Origin of the sequence: Thalassotalea sediminis, from assembly GCF_030295915.1 — a bacterium.
In the GTDB taxonomy this organism is placed as follows: Bacteria; Pseudomonadota; Gammaproteobacteria; order Enterobacterales; family Alteromonadaceae; genus Thalassotalea_C; species Thalassotalea_C sediminis.
Window position 1 is genome coordinate 26,538 of sequence record NZ_AP027361.1, and the last position, 17,113, is coordinate 43,650.

The following is a 17,113-nucleotide window of genomic DNA, read 5'->3' on the forward strand; positions in this document are numbered from 1 at the left end:
CTATGCACTCATATCGGGAGATAATGGAGTTTCTCAAGTTTAATTATTGTTGGAGAAACATGGCAAACAACGACTCGCTATTTACACATCACGAGCATGCCTTGGAAAAGGAATATGAAGTCTGTCCGGAGTGTGGCAGTGAACTTGTGATCAAAAATAGTAAAGCGGGCGCTTTTTTTGGCTGTTCTTCTTACCCTACGTGTAAATATACAAGACCTGTACATGAACAGGAAAAAATGGAAGCGCAAGTGCTGCCAGGCAGTGAGTGTCCAGAGTGTGGTCATGAACTTGCCGTTAAACAAGGGCGTTACGGTATGTTTATTGGGTGTAGTAATTTTCCAGCTTGCCATCATATTGAACATGAAGAACAAAAGGCTTCTTCCAAGATTAAATGTCCGTCTTGCAAGGACGGTCATCTTGTTGAACGGCAAAGTCGCTTTGGTAAAATCTTTTACGCATGTGATGGATACCCGAAGTGTAAGTTTGCGGTTAATCATGAACCTGTTGAAGGGCACTGTAATGTATGTGGCTTTCCATTATTGCTGAAACGTCAAATGGCGGCAGGTGAGAAGTTACAATGCGCGCAAAAGAAATGCAGTAAATTCCAGTCATAAAAAAAAGCGAGCTTGTTGGCTCGCTTTTTTTTATGTTCAATTTTATCGGTTAATTTTTTCTTGATATTTTTTCGCGAACTCAAGCAAATCGGGGAATGCATTTGTATCAAGTATCTGTGCGAGTGCTGATAAGCGCGTTGCTAACTCTGCTTCAGTAGTGCCACTAACATTGATATGACCCATTTTACGACCTGCACGTTTTTCTTTTTCGTACCAGTGCATGGTAACACTAGGAATTGCTAACACTTCATTAGGTACTCGGTCTTCGCCGATAATGTTTATCATGGCAGTAGGGCGGTTTAACGTCGTATTACCTAAAGGTAAGCCGCAAATAGCGCGTAAATGGTTTTCAAATTGACATGTATCAGCACCTTGCTGTGTCCAATGACCTGAATTATGAACGCGAGGAGCAATTTCATTGACCAACAATTTTTCACCGATTTGAAAAAATTCAATAGCCAATATACCAACGTAATCGAGCGCTTCTGTAAGTTTTGTAAACACATCAAGTGCTTGAGCTTGTAATGTTTCATCTGCTGCTGACGCTAACGATACACTTAAAATACCGTTGGTGTGATGATTCTCAGTGAGAGGGTAAACAGAAATTTCACCCGTTGTACTGCGCGCACCCACAAGAGATACTTCACGCTCAAAAGGTATCATTTGTTCAGCGACTATACCTTGAGGAACTGCAGATTGGCTTTGAACAATAAAGTCAGCCATCTCTTGCCAAATAACGTCAGCCTGCTCAACAGACTTCATTCGCCATTGACCTTTACCATCGTAACCTTCTAAGGCACTTTTAAAAATGATCGGTAAGCTGAGCTGTTCAATGGCCGTATTGAAATCTTCCCGAGTTGCAATAATGGCGTGTTTTGCATTAGCAACACTGCAACTTTCCAATAATGCTTTTTCAAGGCGACGATCACCGCCTATTTTAATGGCCTGGCTACTTGGAAATAACTTTCCAGAGTTTTCACATTGCTCCAGTGTGTCGTGGGCGACATGTTCAAATTCAGCGGTGATTACATCCGCTTCTGCAATACCTTGGGTTAAGTCACCATAAATAAGTTCAGGGGCAATTGGATGCACCACGTTATTAGTACGTACATCAAAAGCTTTTACATCCATGTTTAACGGTGAGCCAGCTAGATCCATCATGCGAGCAAGTTGGCCGGCGCCTAATACCAAAACATTTTTCATGTGCTTTTTTATTCCGCTGGGTTCGGGTTGCTTAGTATTGTATCGGTTTGTTCTGTTCTGAACTTTTCGATATTCGCCATGATGTCACTGTCATGTGTAGCTATGATTTGTGCTGCTAATAAACCAGCATTTGCTGCTCCAGCTGTGCCAATAGCAAGTGTACCTACGGCAATACCTTTTGGCATTTGTACAATAGATAACAATGAATCTTGACCACTAAGTGCTTTTGACTGTACCGGTACACCTAATACTGGTAGCGGTGTGTAAGCCGCTGTCATACCTGGCAAATGTGCTGCGCCACCAGCGCCAGCAATAATGACTTTGATACCGCGATCTTTTGCTTTTTCAGCATATTCTGCCAATAAGTGAGGTGTTCTATGCGCAGAAACGACTTTAGTTTCATATGGAACGTTTAAATTATCTAACATTTCCGCTGCATGTTGCATTGTTGGCCAATCCGATTTAGACCCCATGATAATACCGACTTTCATGATATATCACCTTCACCTTGAGTTGATGGTTGCTGTATTCACGGTACATTCCGTGACTAAAAATTAAGCCGCGCATTATACCTGCCTTTACAAAAATACGGAAATATTACCGATAAGTTATCACGCGTTAGCCTACTTTATACTTTAGTCGACCTTAGACTAAAGGCGCATTTTTAGTGTGGATAAAAACTGTACACTGAACTAATAAGATATAAACAAAAGTGATAAGGCGCTTATCTAGCGCTTTAACGAACACCTTGTATAGAGAGGTTAAAGATGAGCAATATATATAACCAAGGCTTAGAAAAAGTGGCAGCAAATAGTTTACCTTTATCACCAGTAAACTTTCTTAATAGAACAGCTGATGTTTATCCCGATAAAGTGGCGATAGTTCATGGTGAACAGCAGATCACATACCGTGACTTTAGACGCAATGTTAGAAAGCTTGCTTCGGCATTAGTTAATAATGGTGTTAAACCAGGTGATACAGTGAGTATTATCGCGGCGAATATACCGGCGTTTATTGATGCTCACTTTGGTGTTCCATTAACAGGCGCAGTGCTTAACTCCATTAATATACGTTTAGATGCGCAAGCTATCGCGTTTATTTTAGATCATGGTGAATGTGATGTGTTACTGGTAGATACTGCTTTTGCAGATGTTACACGACAAGCATTAGCACTGTGCTCACGTGCACCTTTGATTATTGATATTGATGATTTACAACTTGGCGAAGCTGATCGCATAGGATCTATTGAGTACCAAGCATTCTTAGCGCAAGGTGATGAAAATTTTTCAACAAACTTGATACATGATGAATGGCAAGCATTAGCACTAAATTACACCTCTGGTACCACGGGTAACCCTAAAGGTGTGGTTTATTCACACCGCGGTGCTTATTTAAACGCAATGGGAAATAATATGATTTGGCCAATGCCAACCAGTGCAGTGTACCTTTGGACATTGCCATTATTTCACTGTAATGGTTGGTGCTTTCCCTGGACTGTTGTTGCGATGGCGGGCACGCAAGTATGTTTACGTAACGTTGAAGTAAACGCTATTGTCGATGCATTGGTGCAACATAATGTAAGTCATTTTTGTGGCGCGCCAATTGTGTTAAACATGATCTTAAATGGTGAACCATCAACATTGAGCCAGGTACCTCGAGGCGTTAATATCATGACTGCAGGCGCACCGCCTCCTGCGGCCGTTATTAAAGGAATGGAAGCTATGGGATTCGATATTACGCAAGGCTATGGTTTGACTGAAGTTTATGGCCCATGTGTTGTGAGTGAATGGAAAAGTGAGTGGGATGATCTTGATGATGATACCCGTGCTGCGTTGAAAGCAAGACAAGGGGTAAGGTATCCAACACAGGAGGAGGTCGACGTACTTAATCCTGAAACTATGGCGCCAGTGCCTGCCGACGCGGATACCATTGGTGAAATTATGTTTCGTGGTAATACGACCATGAAGGGATACCTAAAAAATGAAACAGCAACTGAGCAGGCTTTTAAGCATGGTTGGTTTCATTCAGGGGACTTAGCTGTGAAACACCCTGATGGCTTTATTGAAATTCGTGATCGTTCAAAAGATATTATTATTTCTGGTGGTGAAAATATATCATCAGTGGAAGTAGAAAGTACGTTATATAAACATCCTGCTGTTATGGAAGCTGCCGTCATTGCCCGTAAAGATGATAAATGGGGAGAAGCTCCTTGTGCATTTGTTACGTTAAAAACTGGCAAGCAAGTAACTGAGCAGGAACTTATTGATTTTTGTCGTAACAATATGGCTAGATTCAAGGTGCCCAAAACGGTTATCTTTAGTGAACTACCTAAAACGTCGACGGGTAAGATACAAAAATTTATCTTGCGGCAGAAAGTGAAAGCACTATTTGAAACAGCTTAATCTCAGGATTTACTGAAAAATCTTTTTAAAAAGCCTATAATCGCCGCAGTTTAAATTTGAGGTTGGTTTAACGTATGACTACGGCGGTAGAAACTTTTCAGCAAGGGGGTGTAATTGCTTACCCCACAGAAGCTGTATTTGGATTAGGCTGTGATCCTGATAATCAATCAGCGGTTGAAAAAATCTTACGTATTAAGAACCGCCCTGTGGAAAAAGGACTGATTTTATTAGCGGGGAATTACTCTCAGTTGTTGCCTTATATAGACGATAGCGCGATACCACAAGACAAGCGGTATAGCGTTTTATCGCGTTGGCCTGACGGTATTACACAAGTCGTGCCCGCAAATGAAAACACACCTGCATATCTTACGGGCAAATTTAATACCATTGCCGTTCGCATTACTAGTCAACCAGACGTTGTTGCACTTTGTTTGCAAACCGGTAAACCTATCGTTTCCACGAGTGCCAATTATTCAGGCCATCCTCCAGCCACAACCTGGCAGGAGGTTGAGCACTCTTTGGCTGATAGTGTAGATTATTTGATTAAAGGACAAACGCTAGGGTTTGATAAACCATCTACGATCATTGATGCGCTAACTGGAGAAACATTTCGCACATGAATTCAGTAAATATTGATTACGTTATTTCCTTCTTTAAACAGCTTCAAGACACTATTTGTCTCGCGTTAGAACAAGCTGATGGACAGGGTAAATTTGTTGAAGACGCCTGGACACGCGAAGAAGGTGGTGGTGGACGTACAAGAGTACTAACTGACGGCGCAATAATAGAACAAGGAGGCGTCAACTTTTCATTAGTATCAGGCGATAAATTGCCGCCATCAGCAACAGCTCATCGGCCTGAACTTGCGGGTCGTACATGGCAAGCATGTGGTGTGTCGTTAGTAATTCACCCTAAAAACCCTTTTATTCCTACATCACATGCGAATGTTAGGTTTTTTATTGCTGAAAAAGCGGGTGAAGAGCCTGTATGGTGGTTTGGTGGTGGTTTTGATCTCACACCTTTTTACCCGTTTATTGAAGATGTTAAACATTGGCATCAAACCGCGCATGATTTATGTTTACCTTTCGGTGAAAATGTCTATCAAGAACATAAAGCGTGGTGTGATGATTATTTTTATCTTAAACACCGGAAAGAAACCCGGGGGGTTGGCGGGTTATTTTTTGACGATTTAAACGGTTGGTCGTTTGAACAATGTTTTGCTTATGTTAAAGCTGTGGGTCAAGGCTTTATAGACGCCTATGTACCAATTATCGAAAAGCGTAAAAATACACCTTATCAAGATTCACATCGGCAGTTTCAATTGTATCGACGTGGACGCTACGTAGAGTTTAATTTGGTTTTTGATCGCGGTACGTTATTTGGGTTGCAATCAGGTGGCCGAACCGAATCTATTTTAATGTCTATGCCGCCGTTAGCTCGTTGGGAATATAATTATCAACCTGAGGAAAATAGCGAAGAATCGGCGCTAAGTGAATATTTAACACCTAGAGATTGGCTTGCTGAGTAGAAATAATGACAAAGAAAAATAAATACGGACACTTACAACGTTTTGGCCCTGCAACACGAAATAGTCTTGTTGGGTTAAAAGCGGCTTGTAAATATGAACTCGCGTTCCGCCAAGAAGTATTTTTATGTTTAATACTACTGCCCGCTGCACTTTATATTTCAGATAGCTTTGTTGAATTTGCCTTATTAATGTCAGGTATTATGGGGATCATGATCACCGAGTTATTAAACTCGGCGGTAGAAGCTGCAATAGATCGTATTGGCCCCGAACATCATGAACTAAGTGGTCGCGCCAAAGACTTGGGCTCTGCAGCCGTGTTTGTAGCCATTTGTTATTTTATATTAATTTGGGGCTATAAAATATATAGCATGTTCTAAAACATTATACTGTATAGCGCCACTAACATTTAAACTAAATTGACACATTGTGTGTGCTACTGTGTATGAACGCCTTTTTATTACCTCATTAAATTTAATGTCTTTTCAATGCCATCATTTTATAAACGCTAGTGGCTACGTAATTTTCGTGATGAAATCTACAAAATAGAGATGGATTTATTGATATAGATCAGCTTTTCCTGTCCTAGTTAGGTCACTCCAGTGTAAAAACTCTAAAAGTTGAGATAAATCAACTTTTCTCTTAAGTCTTGAACGTATTATGCAGTCAAATTATTAAGGGGATACTCTCATGAAAAAAGGTCTTATTACATTAGCGGTTTTATCTAGTTTATCAGTTGGTGCTATTGCGCAAGGTTATCAAGCCGGTGACCTAGTTGTACGTGGTGGTGTAACGAATGTTAACCCAAATAGCGACAAAGCAGGTGTTTATGTTGGTGCATTAGGTGGTAATACGCCGCTGGCTGTATCTGTAGATGATAATTCACAGTTAGGTTTAAATTTTGTTTACTTTTATGACAGTAATTGGGCGATAGAAGTACTAGCTGCAACGCCGTTTACACATGACATTATCATTCACGATGCACAAGGTATTTCGCCTGGTATCTTTGATGTTAACGTTGATGGTGCGACTTTAGGTGAAACAACACATTTACCACCAACAATTAGTGCCGTCTATTATTTTGATACTGACACTGCTTTTAAACCATACGTGGGTGCAGGTTTAAACTACACTATCTTCTTTGATGAAGACTTTAAAAAAGCGCCTAAGTCACTTGGCTTTAATGATTTAGCGCTAGATAGCTCTTTTGGCTACGCATTACAAGTTGGCGCAGATTATCAGTTAGATGACAACTGGCATTTAAATGCTTCAGTACGTTATATTGATATTGATACTGAAGCTACCTTTAAAATTGGCGATGAAATTAAAGGTTCTGCAGATGTAGATGTTGATCCTGTCGTGTTCTCATTATTAGTTGGTTATAAGTTTTAAACCATATCAATTATAGACTGTTGAAAAGCCACTTACTCATTAAGTGGCTTTTTATTGGTTAACCATGTGAAATGCTAATTGCGTAAAAGATTGGCGTAAGTGTTTTTTTAACGAAACATTATCAATTGTTTTATTCATGGCGTTATTCATACATAACAGCCACAAGTCGGCTTGCTTTTTTGTTACCGCGACATGCATGTGCCGTTGACGCAGACGAGGGTGGCCATATTTTTCTTCATATAATGGCGGTCCACCCAGCCAGCCAGATAGATACTGAAAGAATTTTTCTCTAATATCGTCTAATGGCTGTTTATGAATAGCCAGTAATGCTTGTAAGTGAATATTACTCTCCATTTCATCATAAAAGGCATTTGCTAAAGCTCTTGTTCCAGCTTCTTGCCCAATGAGCATATAAGGAGTATTACTAGGAGATAACATTTCGGACTTGTTTGTTTTCTGTAAAAGCTTTTTAATGCCTAACAAAATGATAACCTTTTAAAGAATGAGAATGGATAAATACGCGGTATTTGGCAACCCAATAAGCCAATCTAAGTCACCACTTATACACCAAGCGTTCGCTAAGCAAACTGCTCAAGCGATAGAGTATACCGCAATAAAAGCGGAGCTAGATAATTTTTCTGGTGCTATTCGTGATTTTATGGCGCATGGTGGGAAAGGATGCAATGTAACCGTGCCATTTAAAGAGCAGGCGTTTCAATTGGCCGATCAAGTAAGTGAACGTGCAGAATTAGCCGGTGCAGTAAATACATTGTCTTTTAAAGAAGACGGAAGTATCTTTGCAGATAATACAGATGGCGCAGGGCTTGTCGAAGATTTAAAAGCACATGGTGCTCCATTATCGGGACGTATTTTACTAATAGGTGCTGGTGGTGCTGCAAGAGGCGTTATCCACCCATTATTAGCATTTTCTCCACTAGAACTCGTTATAGTAAATCGTACATTTTATAAAGCTGAGAGTTTAGCAAAGCGTTTTGAGTCATTCGGGAATGTTGTTGCTATGACGACTGAAGATTTAAAAGAAGCTGGAACTTTTGATCTCGTTATTAATTCAACGTCTGCTAGCTTATCGGGTGATTTACCACCAATATCAAGTCATGTATTTAACCAAAATTCTGTTGCTTATGACATGGTCTATGGTGATAAACCTACAGTTTTCTGTCGCTGGGCAAAAGAACAGGGTTGTAAAATTGCAATCGATGGGCTTGGAATGTTGTTAGGTCAAGCAGCCGTAGCGTTTTCAATTTGGCGCAATGTTATGCCAAATACACAAGTCGTTATGCAAATGCTCAGATCGGAGATGTCTAAGTAATGAATCAAGCAATTTTATTTAATGATGATTTAGTCTTTGATCAAGAAAATGAAGCGTGGAAAGTGACAGGGTTATTATCAGGAGAACTATTAACGATCTATTTTCATTCTGCAAATTTAAAGCATTTAGCCAGTATTGATCGTTGTACTAAGTATGATTTAGAAGAAATCACTGAGTTGTGGCTAGAACAAAACGAGCCAGAGCTCAGTGAAATTCATATTTATGACCTTTAACTATTAAGCTCTTCTATGTACTCGTTCTTGGTTACAATGTAATTCAGGGCTGATTCTTTTAAGAAATTAAGTTCAGCTTCTTTCAAAGGGCGAGCTTCTTTCATAGGGTTGCCTACGTATAGATAACCGCTGCGTAAAGTTTTATTTGGCGGAACAACGGTTCCTGCGCCGATAAAGACATCGTCTTCAACTGTCGCGCCATCTAAGATAATACTACCCATACCGACTAAAACTCGATCTCCGATAGTACAACCATGTAACATACACTTATGACCAATAGTTACATCAGCACCAATAATTAAAGGAAAACCCTCGGGATTGCCATGAGATGCACGTGTTACATGTAACACTGTTCCATCTTGAACATTGGTTCTATCGCCAATGGTTATTTTATTTACATCGCCTCTGGCTGCTACCAATGGCCAAACACTTACTTCGTTTCCCATCGTTATATCACCAATTAATACGGCACTTTCATCAATATAACTATTAGTACCAACAACGGGTACTATACCTTTGTAACTTCTAAGAGGATTTGTAGACATATAGATCTCTCAACTGTTTATTTATATATATTTATTAAAAGGGTACGTTGAAATTAGATAAAACGCTAATAAGGATAATAAAAAGCTATTTTCTAATAGCTTAGCTAAAATTTAACAATTGATTAATGTTTTATCTATTTATGGTTACTTTATATCAATAAAAATAAGGTTTGTACAAAAACAAAGCAAACAAACAATTATTTGAAAATAGTTGTTGACGTAGGTGCAAAAATCCCTAAAATGCGCATCCACTTCTCGGGGACAAGCCAAGAAGCTGTTTTGATAAGTTTAGTGAAGCGAAAGCGACATAAAACACATCACCAAACATTAAAAAATAAATTAAAATTTTTTAATAAAAAGGTTGACATCAAAACTGGGTTGCGTAGAATGCGCATCCTCGCTTGAGGCAACGGCCACAAGCAAGATTGACAAGCGAATGTGACTTATCAATTTATTCGAAAGAATAGTTCTTTAACAATTAGTTATCATGCAATTTGTGTGGGCACTCACAGTGATGATGTTTTACCAGTAACTTAGGTTACAAAAATGTCTTAGTGAATGTTCATACAAAAACTTATTTAAGTTTTTACTTTTTGTCTAACTTTTTAAAGTAAGTCAAAAAGATGTACAGAATTCATTGAGCAGCATCTTCGGATGCACAAACGATTTTTTAATTGAAGAGTTTGATCATGGCTCAGATTGAACGCTGGCGGCAGGCTTAACACATGCAAGTCGAGCGGAAACGAAGAGTAGCTTGCTACTCTGGCGTCGAGCGGCGGACGGGTGAGTAATGCTTGGGAATATGCCTAGAGGTGGGGGACAACAGTTGGAAACGACTGCTAATACCGCATAATGTCTACGGACCAAAGGGGGGGCTCTTCGGACCTTTCGCCTTTAGATTAGCCCAAGTGAGATTAGCTAGTAGGTAAGGTAATGGCTTACCTAGGCGACGATCTCTAGCTGGTTTGAGAGGATGATCAGCCACACTGGGACTGAGACACGGCCCAGACTCCTACGGGAGGCAGCAGTGGGGAATATTGCACAATGGGGGAAACCCTGATGCAGCCATGCCGCGTGTGTGAAGAAGGCCTTCGGGTTGTAAAGCACTTTCAGTCGTGAGGAAAGGGTGTAAGTTAATACCTTGCATCTGTGACGTTAGCGACAGAAGAAGCACCGGCTAACTCCGTGCCAGCAGCCGCGGTAATACGGAGGGTGCGAGCGTTAATCGGAATTACTGGGCGTAAAGCGTGCGTAGGCGGTTAGTTAAGTCAGATGTGAAATCCCGGAGCTCAACTCCGGAACTGCATTTGAAACTGGCTAACTAGAGTATTGTAGAGGGTGGTGGAATTTCCAGTGTAGCGGTGAAATGCGTAGAGATTGGAAGGAACATCAGTGGCGAAGGCGGCCACCTGGACAAATACTGACGCTGAGGCACGAAAGCGTGGGGAGCGAACAGGATTAGATACCCTGGTAGTCCACGCCGTAAACGATGTCAACTAGCTGTTTGTGTTCTTGAAACGTGAGTAGCGTAGCTAACGCGCTAAGTTGACCGCCTGGGGAGTACGGCCGCAAGGTTAAAACTCAAATGAATTGACGGGGGCCCGCACAAGCGGTGGAGCATGTGGTTTAATTCGATGCAACGCGAAGAACCTTACCATCCCTTGACATCCAGAGAATTTTCTAGAGATAGAATTGTGCCTTCGGGAACTCTGAGACAGGTGCTGCATGGCTGTCGTCAGCTCGTGTTGTGAAATGTTGGGTTAAGTCCCGCAACGAGCGCAACCCCTATCCTTATTTGCCAGCGAGTAGTGTCGGGAACTCTAAGGAGACTGCCGGTGATAAACCGGAGGAAGGTGGGGACGACGTCAAGTCATCATGGCCCTTACGGGATGGGCTACACACGTGCTACAATGGTACATACAGAGGGCAGCAAGACCGCGAGGTGGAGCGAATCCCATAAAGTGTATCGTAGTCCGGATCGGAGTCTGCAACTCGACTCCGTGAAGTCGGAATCGCTAGTAATCGTAGATCAGAATGCTACGGTGAATACGTTCCCGGGCCTTGTACACACCGCCCGTCACACCATGGGAGTGGGTTGCAAAAGAAGTGGCTAGTTTAACCCTCGGGGGGACGGTCACCACTTTGTGATTCATGACTGGGGTGAAGTCGTAACAAGGTAACCCTAGGGGAACCTGGGGTTGGATCACCTCCTTATCTTGAAGTAAGACAGATTATTGTTGAGTGTTCACACAAATTGCATAGATAACGAATATAGAAGAAGTCACCCTGACTAAGTCTAAAAAGGGGCTATAGCTCAGCTGGGAGAGCGCCTGCCTTGCACGCAGGAGGTCAGCAGTTCGATCCTGCTTAGCTCCACCAATACTTCTTCATAAAGAACGAAAGACCAAATTAAAGGTTACTTTTTAGTGATTTTCAATTTGGTTTTTTTAACCAAGTTTTTAACCGAATGCGTGTTGATTACTACTTCTTTAACAATCTGGAAAGCTGATATTTATATCCCTTAAACATAAAGTTTTATGTTTAAAACCCTTAATAACGTGTCGCGCGTTGTTAAGTGAATTCTAATTCAAGTGCTATTTATAGTACGTGAAAATGTCAGACATACATTTAGTTTGGGTTTTGTCACTCAAACACTTAAGACTACTTAGGGTTGTATGGTTAAGTGACTAAGCGTATATGGTGGATGCCTTGGCAGTTAGAGGCGATGAAGGACGTGTTAATCTGCGATAAGCTGTGTTAAGTCGATAAAAGACGTTATAGACACAGATTTCCGAATGGGGAAACCCACTTGCATAAGCAAGTATCTTTATGTGAATACATAGCATAAAGAGGCGAACCGGGAGAACTGAAACATCTAAGTACCCCGAGGAAAAGAAATCAACCGAGATTTCGTTAGTAGCGGCGAGCGAACGCGAATTAGCCCTTAAGCGGCATGGCGTCAATGGAAGTATCTGGAAAGGTACACGATACAGGGTGATAGTCCCGTACATGAAGACAAAATGTTTGTGAAATCGAGTAGGTCGGCACACGTGAAATGTTGACTGAATATGGGGGGACCATCCTCCAAGGCTAAATACTCCTAACTGACCGATAGTGAACCAGTACCGTGAGGGAAAGGCGAAAAGAACCCCTGTGAGGGGAGTGAAATAGAACCTGAAACCGTATACGTACAAGCAGTGGAAGCCTTCGGGTGACTGCGTACCTTTTGTATAATGGGTCAGCGACTTATATTTAGTAGCAAGGTTAACCGATTAGGGGAGCCGTAGCGAAAGCGAGTGTTAACTGCGCGTTTAGTTGCTAGGTATAGACCCGAAACCCGGCGATCTACCCATGGGCAGGTTGAAGGTTGAGTAACATCAACTGGAGGACCGAACACACGTATGTTGAAAAATGCGGTGATGACCTGTGGGTCGGAGTGAAAGGCTAATCAAGCCGGGAGATAGCTGGTTCTCCCCGAAATCTATTTAGGTAGAGCCTCGGACGAATACCATTGGGGGTAGAGCACTGTTAAGGCTAGGGGGTCATCCCGACTTACCAACCCTTTGCAAACTCCGAATACCAATGAGTACTATCCGGGAGACACACTATGGGTGCTAACGTCCGTAGTGAAGAGGGAAACAACCCAGACCGCCAGCTAAGGTCCCAAAGTCATAGTTAAGTGGGAAACGATGTGGAAAGGCATAGACAGCTAGGAGGTTGGCTTAGAAGCAGCCATCCTTTAAAGAAAGCGTAATAGCTCACTAGTCGAGTCGGTCTGCGCGGAAGATGTAACGGGGCTAAACTATGCACCGAAGCTGCGGATTCAAAATTTATTTTGAGTGGTAGGGGAGCGTTCTGTAAGCCGTTGAAGGTGTGTTGTAAGGCATGCTGGAGGTATCAGAAGTGCGAATGCTGACATGAGTAACGATAATGGGGGTGAAAAACCCCCACGCCGAAAGACCAAGGTTTCCTGTCCCATGTTAATCAGGGCAGGGTAAGTCGGCCCCTAAGGCGAGGCTGAAAAGCGTAGTCGATGGGAAACAGATTAATATTTCTGTACTTCTATATATTGCGAAGGAGGGACGGAGAAGGCTAAACAGGCATGGCGTTGGTAGTCCATGTGAAAGATTGTAGGCTGGAGACTTAGGCAAATCCGGGTCACCACTAGGCTGAGAGTCGAGACGATACTCTACGGAGTAGAAGCTGTTGATGCCCTGCTTCCAGGAAAAGCTTCTAAGCATCAGATATATAGGAACCGTACCCCAAACCGACACAGGTGGTTAGGTAGAGAATACTAAGGCGCTTGAGAGAACTCGGGTGAAGGAACTAGGCAAAATAGTACCGTAACTTCGGGAGAAGGTACGCTGGCTTTGGTGATGGGACTTGCTCCCTAAGCTGAGGTCAGTCGAAGTAACCAGGTGGCTGGAACTGTTTATTAAAAACACAGCACTGTGCAAAATCGAAAGATGACGTATACGGTGTGACGCCTGCCCGGTGCCGGAAGGTTAATTGATTGGGTTAGCTCTGCGAAGCTCATGATCGAAGCCCCGGTAAACGGCGGCCGTAACTATAACGGTCCTAAGGTAGCGAAATTCCTTGTCGGGTAAGTTCCGACCTGCACGAATGGCGTAATCATGGCCACACTGTCTCCACCCGAGACTCAGTGAAATTGAAATTGCGGTTAAGATGCCGTATACCCGCGGCTAGACGGAAAGACCCCGTGAACCTTTACTATAGCTTGACAGTGAACATTGCTCCTACATGTGTAGGATAGGTGGGAGGCTTTGAAGCATGCACGCCAGTGTGTGTGGAGCCAACCTTGAAATACCACCCTTGTATGCGTGATGTTCTAACCTAGGGCCCTTATCGGGCTTGGGGACACTGTCTGGTGGGTAGTTTGACTGGGGCGGTCTCCTCCCAAAGAGTAACGGAGGAGCACGAAGGTTGGCTAAGTACGGTCGGACATCGTACGGTTAGTGCAATGGCATAAGCCAGCTTAACTGCGAGACAGACACGTCGAGCAGGTGCGAAAGCAGGTCATAGTGATCCGGTGGTTCTGTATGGAAGGGCCATCGCTCAACGGATAAAAGGTACTCCGGGGATAACAGGCTGATACCGCCCAAGAGTTCATATCGACGGCGGTGTTTGGCACCTCGATGTCGGCTCATCACATCCTGGGGCTGAAGTCGGTCCCAAGGGTATGGCTGTTCGCCATTTAAAGTGGTACGCGAGCTGGGTTTAGAACGTCGTGAGACAGTTCGGTCCCTATCTGCCGTGGGCGTTTGAGAATTGAAGAGGGCTGCTCCTAGTACGAGAGGACCGGAGTGGACGAACCGCTGGTGTTCGGGTTGTTATGCCAATAGCATTGCCCGGTAGCTACGTTCGGAACTGATAACCGCTGAAAGCATCTAAGCGGGAAACAGGCTTTAAGATGAGTTCTCACTGGAGATTTAATCTCCCTAAAGGGTCGTTGGAGACTACAACGTTGATAGGTCAGGTGTGTAAGTGCTGCGAGGCATTGAGCTAACTGATACTAATTGCCCGTGAGGCTTAACCATACAACACCCAAGTGGTTTTGTTGTATGATGTTTGACAAGTATATTCACGTACTGTGCATTGAATTAGAAAATATAGATATTAGATTTCCGAGATTGTGTTTACGAAAGTAGACGATAAAAGTTTATGCTTGATGACAATAGCATTGTAGAACCACCTGATCCCATGCCGAACTCAGTAGTGAAATGCAATAGCGCCGATGGTAGTGTGGGAGTTCCCATGTGAGAGTAGGACATCATCAAGCTTCTAACAATGGAAAACCCAGCATTGCTGGGTTTAATCCGTTTGGAGGGGTTCCCGAGTGGCCAAAGGGATCAGACTGTAAATCTGACGGCTCCGCCTTCGGTGGTTCGAATCCACCTCCCTCCACCATATAAATAAAGCTCGACTTACGTCGGGCTTTTTTTATGCCTAGAAAATGTGAATAAGAACATCGGTTCGACAAAATATTCGGGAAAAATTTTAAACAGACGTAGTAGCACTATTGATTTAGCTCCGTTTAATTGTGAACCATTTTTTGTAAAGTGACGAAAATATTCAAAACATTAGGAATGTTGTGATACCAGAGAGTTGGTGGTTAAAAAATTTTATGAACTAAATGCCGTCAGTGCTTCAAATTTGCTTCTTAGTTTTAAATAACGTTTATAAGATTCGCTTTCCGGTGACAGGTCTCTAAACTGTTTAATTAGTACTTTTGCCTGATTAAAATCTTCTTTTCTATCATTATTGGTTTCATAAGAGATTAACAGTACTTGTAGTAAATTGAGTTTAACACCGATGTGATTTGGAAAGTGATATAGAGCCTGGTTTAGCTTATCGATGGCAAGGGTATAATGTTTCGCACGGTAAAGGCTAATACCGACCTCTAGCGCGTTTTGGGCTGCTATTTTATCTTTTTCACTAATTGGTCTGTCTGACAATGCTACTACTTCTGACAGTATTTCCATATTGTCAGGATGGGCTTGTGCAAGTTCTTCTAATATTAATTCCGCTTTACGTCTTCTATGCAGGGCAATCAGCGACTTAGCTATTCTAAACGTCCCTTTGACCGTTATTTCGTTTTTATAGTGCTCTAGTAGCCGTTCTGCATCTTTACGAGCGCTTTTGGCGAGTCCTGTATCTCTTGCTTTGTTATGTAACTGGGCTGTAAGAAATTGTGCAATCACTTTTAGCTCATTAGCTTGAAAGTCTCTAGTCATATTGGCCAATACTAAGAACGCTTTCTGACTGAGCTTTCTTATTTGGCTTTCTGTTAAATTATCGGAGAGCTCTATCAGCGCTTCAACAAATTGCATTGCATTATCAGGTTTCCGGTGAATCGAGTGATAAGCTAATTCATTAGTTTTCGCTAATGCGCTTGTTGCCTTATCGAGTTTATTATTATTAAGGCATAGTTCGGCGTATTGTTGTAAACGTGGAACTGAGCGCGGAGAAACTAATAGGGCTTGCTCAAGTGTTTCTTCAGCCTTTTCATGGGCATTATTATAAATTTGCGCTTTTGCAAGCCAATCGTATGCAGATAAATAAAAAGGGTTATCGTCAACAACTGCTTGAAAACATTTTTCTGCTTCTAAATAATTTTTTTCAACTAATGCCACTTTTCCCATGCCGATTGCAGCCCATTGACAGTTTGGTGTACCGATATATGCCGCATAGATTTTCTTTGCTTGATCGTACTCTTCTAACTCGAAATGCTGTCGAGAACGTATGCCTAAACACTCATGTTTATAGGGGCTGTTTTTGTATGACTCTTGCTTACAAAGCTCAATCACTTTTCTACGGTTATTGTTATCCATGGCATGATAAATTTTTGCCATGTTTTTTTTCTTTTCAAAGGTACGGTTAAGGCGAGTTGTTAGGTCTTTTAACGTGTAGGGTTTTATTAAGTATTCATCAGGCTTATGTTCTAATGCTGCTAATACCATTGCTTGAGATACTTCAGCGGTGATCATGATGACAACGCACTTACGTGAAATAAAATTCTTTGCTCTTAGCTCTTCTAGTATTTGCTGGCCATTTTTTTTGTTTTCGCCTAGATCATAGCCAAGTAAAATAACATCGTAATGGTTTGATTCACATAACGCTAATATATCTGGCGCGTGATAGCTCGTTTCGACACTTAGTACGCCAAGACTGTAGGCGAATATCTTAAGTGTATCTCGCGATTGCTTAATATTATCTATAATCAGAAAGCGCTTGCTTCCATAATCAATGTTAACCATGAATTCCCTTTATTAACTAATATAATGCAGCGTTAAACTAAAATGCTTAATTCCGTTCAGTATTACAGAACGTACCGTTAGATTCTATAGC

At 42.0% G+C, this 17,113-nt stretch carries 13 protein-coding genes, 2 tRNA genes and 3 rRNA genes; 13 read left to right on the forward strand and 5 right to left on the reverse strand.

Annotation, left to right across the window (positions count from 1 at the left end):
• Window positions 1-59 precede the first annotated feature (59 nt).
• On the forward strand, window positions 60-614 hold the full coding sequence (locus QUE09_RS00120) for a DNA topoisomerase family protein (protein WP_286234198.1): 555 nt from the start codon (window positions 60-62) through the stop codon (window positions 612-614).
• A gap of 42 nt (window positions 615-656) precedes the next feature.
• Here QUE09_RS00120 and QUE09_RS00125 read toward each other — a convergent pair whose 3' ends face one another.
• Both QUE09_RS00125 and purE read right to left on the reverse strand, forming a co-directional pair.
• Window positions 657-1,817 carry a 5-(carboxyamino)imidazole ribonucleotide synthase gene (locus QUE09_RS00125; protein ID WP_286234199.1) on the reverse strand — a complete coding sequence of 387 codons (1,161 nt, stop codon included), beginning with the start codon at window positions 1,815-1,817 and terminating at the stop codon, window positions 657-659.
• Window positions 1,818-1,825: 8 nt separating this feature from the next.
• A complete protein-coding gene (purE, locus tag QUE09_RS00130) occupies window positions 1,826-2,308 on the reverse strand; it encodes a 5-(carboxyamino)imidazole ribonucleotide mutase (RefSeq protein ID WP_286234200.1) in 483 nt (160 codons plus the stop codon).
• A 276-nt stretch (window positions 2,309-2,584) separates the two neighbouring features.
• Between purE and QUE09_RS00135 the strand changes: the two genes are divergently transcribed.
• From QUE09_RS00135 to QUE09_RS00155, 5 genes are all read left to right on the forward strand, one after another.
• The gene (locus tag QUE09_RS00135) at window positions 2,585-4,219 is read left to right on the forward strand and encodes an acyl-CoA synthetase (protein ID WP_286234201.1); all 1,635 of its coding nucleotides are present in this window, start codon (window positions 2,585-2,587) and stop codon (window positions 4,217-4,219) included.
• 74 nt (window positions 4,220-4,293) lie between these two features.
• Window positions 4,294-4,839, forward strand: a complete 546-nt coding sequence (tsaC, locus tag QUE09_RS00140; protein ID WP_286234202.1) for an L-threonylcarbamoyladenylate synthase type 1 TsaC — start codon at window positions 4,294-4,296, stop codon at window positions 4,837-4,839.
• On the forward strand, window positions 4,836-5,747 hold the full coding sequence (gene hemF, locus QUE09_RS00145; protein ID WP_286234203.1) for an oxygen-dependent coproporphyrinogen oxidase: 912 nt from the start codon (window positions 4,836-4,838) through the stop codon (window positions 5,745-5,747). The genes tsaC and hemF overlap by 4 nt, the downstream gene beginning before the upstream one ends.
• Before the next feature lie 5 nt (window positions 5,748-5,752).
• Entirely contained in the window at window positions 5,753-6,124 is a 372-nt protein-coding gene (locus QUE09_RS00150) for a diacylglycerol kinase (RefSeq protein ID WP_286234204.1), read from the forward strand.
• A gap of 310 nt (window positions 6,125-6,434) precedes the next feature.
• Window positions 6,435-7,136, forward strand: coding sequence for an OmpW/AlkL family protein (locus QUE09_RS00155; protein WP_286234205.1), 702 nt, complete (start codon window positions 6,435-6,437; stop codon window positions 7,134-7,136).
• A 51-nt stretch (window positions 7,137-7,187) separates the two neighbouring features.
• Here QUE09_RS00155 and QUE09_RS00160 read toward each other — a convergent pair whose 3' ends face one another.
• Window positions 7,188-7,574, reverse strand: coding sequence for a group II truncated hemoglobin (locus QUE09_RS00160; protein ID WP_286234206.1), 387 nt, complete (start codon window positions 7,572-7,574; stop codon window positions 7,188-7,190).
• A 70-nt stretch (window positions 7,575-7,644) separates the two neighbouring features.
• On the opposite strand from QUE09_RS00160, the gene aroE reads away from it, so the two are divergent.
• Window positions 7,645-8,466 (forward strand): shikimate dehydrogenase, encoded by an 822-nt coding sequence (aroE, locus tag QUE09_RS00165; RefSeq protein WP_286234207.1) that lies wholly within the window; start codon window positions 7,645-7,647, stop codon window positions 8,464-8,466.
• Window positions 8,466-8,699 (forward strand): hypothetical protein, encoded by a 234-nt coding sequence (locus tag QUE09_RS00170; RefSeq protein WP_286234208.1) that lies wholly within the window; start codon window positions 8,466-8,468, stop codon window positions 8,697-8,699. Before aroE ends, QUE09_RS00170 begins: the two co-directional genes overlap by 1 nt.
• Here QUE09_RS00170 and QUE09_RS00175 read toward each other — a convergent pair.
• Entirely contained in the window at window positions 8,696-9,244 is a 549-nt protein-coding gene (locus tag QUE09_RS00175; RefSeq protein WP_286234209.1) for a gamma carbonic anhydrase family protein, read from the reverse strand. The two genes, QUE09_RS00170 and QUE09_RS00175, sit on opposite strands and share 4 nt — an antisense overlap.
• Before the next feature lie 671 nt (window positions 9,245-9,915).
• On the opposite strand from QUE09_RS00175, the gene QUE09_RS00180 reads away from it, so the two are divergent.
• The 5 genes from QUE09_RS00180 (at window position 9,916) to QUE09_RS00200 (ending at window position 15,172) form a co-directional block, all read left to right on the forward strand.
• A 16S ribosomal RNA gene (locus QUE09_RS00180) occupies window positions 9,916-11,458 on the forward strand.
• Between the two features lie 89 nt (window positions 11,459-11,547).
• Window positions 11,548-11,623 (forward strand) — tRNA-Ala (locus QUE09_RS00185).
• Window positions 11,624-11,921: 298 nt separating this feature from the next.
• Window positions 11,922-14,802, forward strand: a 23S ribosomal RNA gene (locus QUE09_RS00190).
• Window positions 14,803-14,929: 127 nt separating this feature from the next.
• Window positions 14,930-15,044: ribosomal RNA gene (gene rrf, locus QUE09_RS00195) — 5S ribosomal RNA — on the forward strand.
• Together the 16S, 23S and 5S rRNA genes with 2 tRNA genes alongside form the textbook arrangement of a ribosomal RNA operon.
• A gap of 43 nt (window positions 15,045-15,087) precedes the next feature.
• A tRNA-Tyr gene (locus QUE09_RS00200) sits at window positions 15,088-15,172 on the forward strand.
• Window positions 15,173-15,387: 215 nt separating this feature from the next.
• On the opposite strand, the gene QUE09_RS00205 is transcribed toward QUE09_RS00200, so the two are convergent.
• Window positions 15,388-17,022 carry a tetratricopeptide repeat-containing response regulator gene (locus QUE09_RS00205; protein WP_286234210.1) on the reverse strand — a complete coding sequence of 545 codons (1,635 nt, stop codon included), beginning with the start codon at window positions 17,020-17,022 and terminating at the stop codon, window positions 15,388-15,390.
• Window positions 17,023-17,113 lie beyond the last annotated feature (91 nt).

What these genes read in the sequence shown, in the direction of transcription:
- QUE09_RS00135 (WP_286234201.1), top strand. Translation starts at nt 2,585, where the DNA reads ATGAGCAATATATATAACCAAGGCTTAGAAAAAGTGGCAGCAAATAGT.
- aroE (WP_286234207.1), top strand. Translation starts at nt 7,645, where the DNA reads ATGGATAAATACGCGGTATTTGGCAACCCAATAAGCCAATCTAAGTCA.
- QUE09_RS00120 (WP_286234198.1), top strand. Translation starts at nt 60, where the DNA reads ATGGCAAACAACGACTCGCTATTTACACATCACGAGCATGCCTTGGAA.
- QUE09_RS00175 (WP_286234209.1), bottom strand. Translation starts at nt 9,244, where the DNA reads ATGTCTACAAATCCTCTTAGAAGTTACAAAGGTATAGTACCCGTTGTT.
- QUE09_RS00125 (WP_286234199.1), bottom strand. Translation starts at nt 1,817, where the DNA reads ATGAAAAATGTTTTGGTATTAGGCGCCGGCCAACTTGCTCGCATGATG.
- QUE09_RS00155 (WP_286234205.1), top strand. Translation starts at nt 6,435, where the DNA reads ATGAAAAAAGGTCTTATTACATTAGCGGTTTTATCTAGTTTATCAGTT.
- tsaC (WP_286234202.1), top strand. Translation starts at nt 4,294, where the DNA reads ATGACTACGGCGGTAGAAACTTTTCAGCAAGGGGGTGTAATTGCTTAC.
- QUE09_RS00150 (WP_286234204.1), top strand. Translation starts at nt 5,753, where the DNA reads ATGACAAAGAAAAATAAATACGGACACTTACAACGTTTTGGCCCTGCA.
- hemF (WP_286234203.1), top strand. Translation starts at nt 4,836, where the DNA reads ATGAATTCAGTAAATATTGATTACGTTATTTCCTTCTTTAAACAGCTT.
- purE (WP_286234200.1), bottom strand. Translation starts at nt 2,308, where the DNA reads ATGAAAGTCGGTATTATCATGGGGTCTAAATCGGATTGGCCAACAATG.
- QUE09_RS00170 (WP_286234208.1), top strand. Translation starts at nt 8,466, where the DNA reads ATGAATCAAGCAATTTTATTTAATGATGATTTAGTCTTTGATCAAGAA.
- QUE09_RS00160 (WP_286234206.1), bottom strand. Translation starts at nt 7,574, where the DNA reads ATGTTATCTCCTAGTAATACTCCTTATATGCTCATTGGGCAAGAAGCT.
- QUE09_RS00205 (WP_286234210.1), bottom strand. Translation starts at nt 17,022, where the DNA reads ATGGTTAACATTGATTATGGAAGCAAGCGCTTTCTGATTATAGATAAT.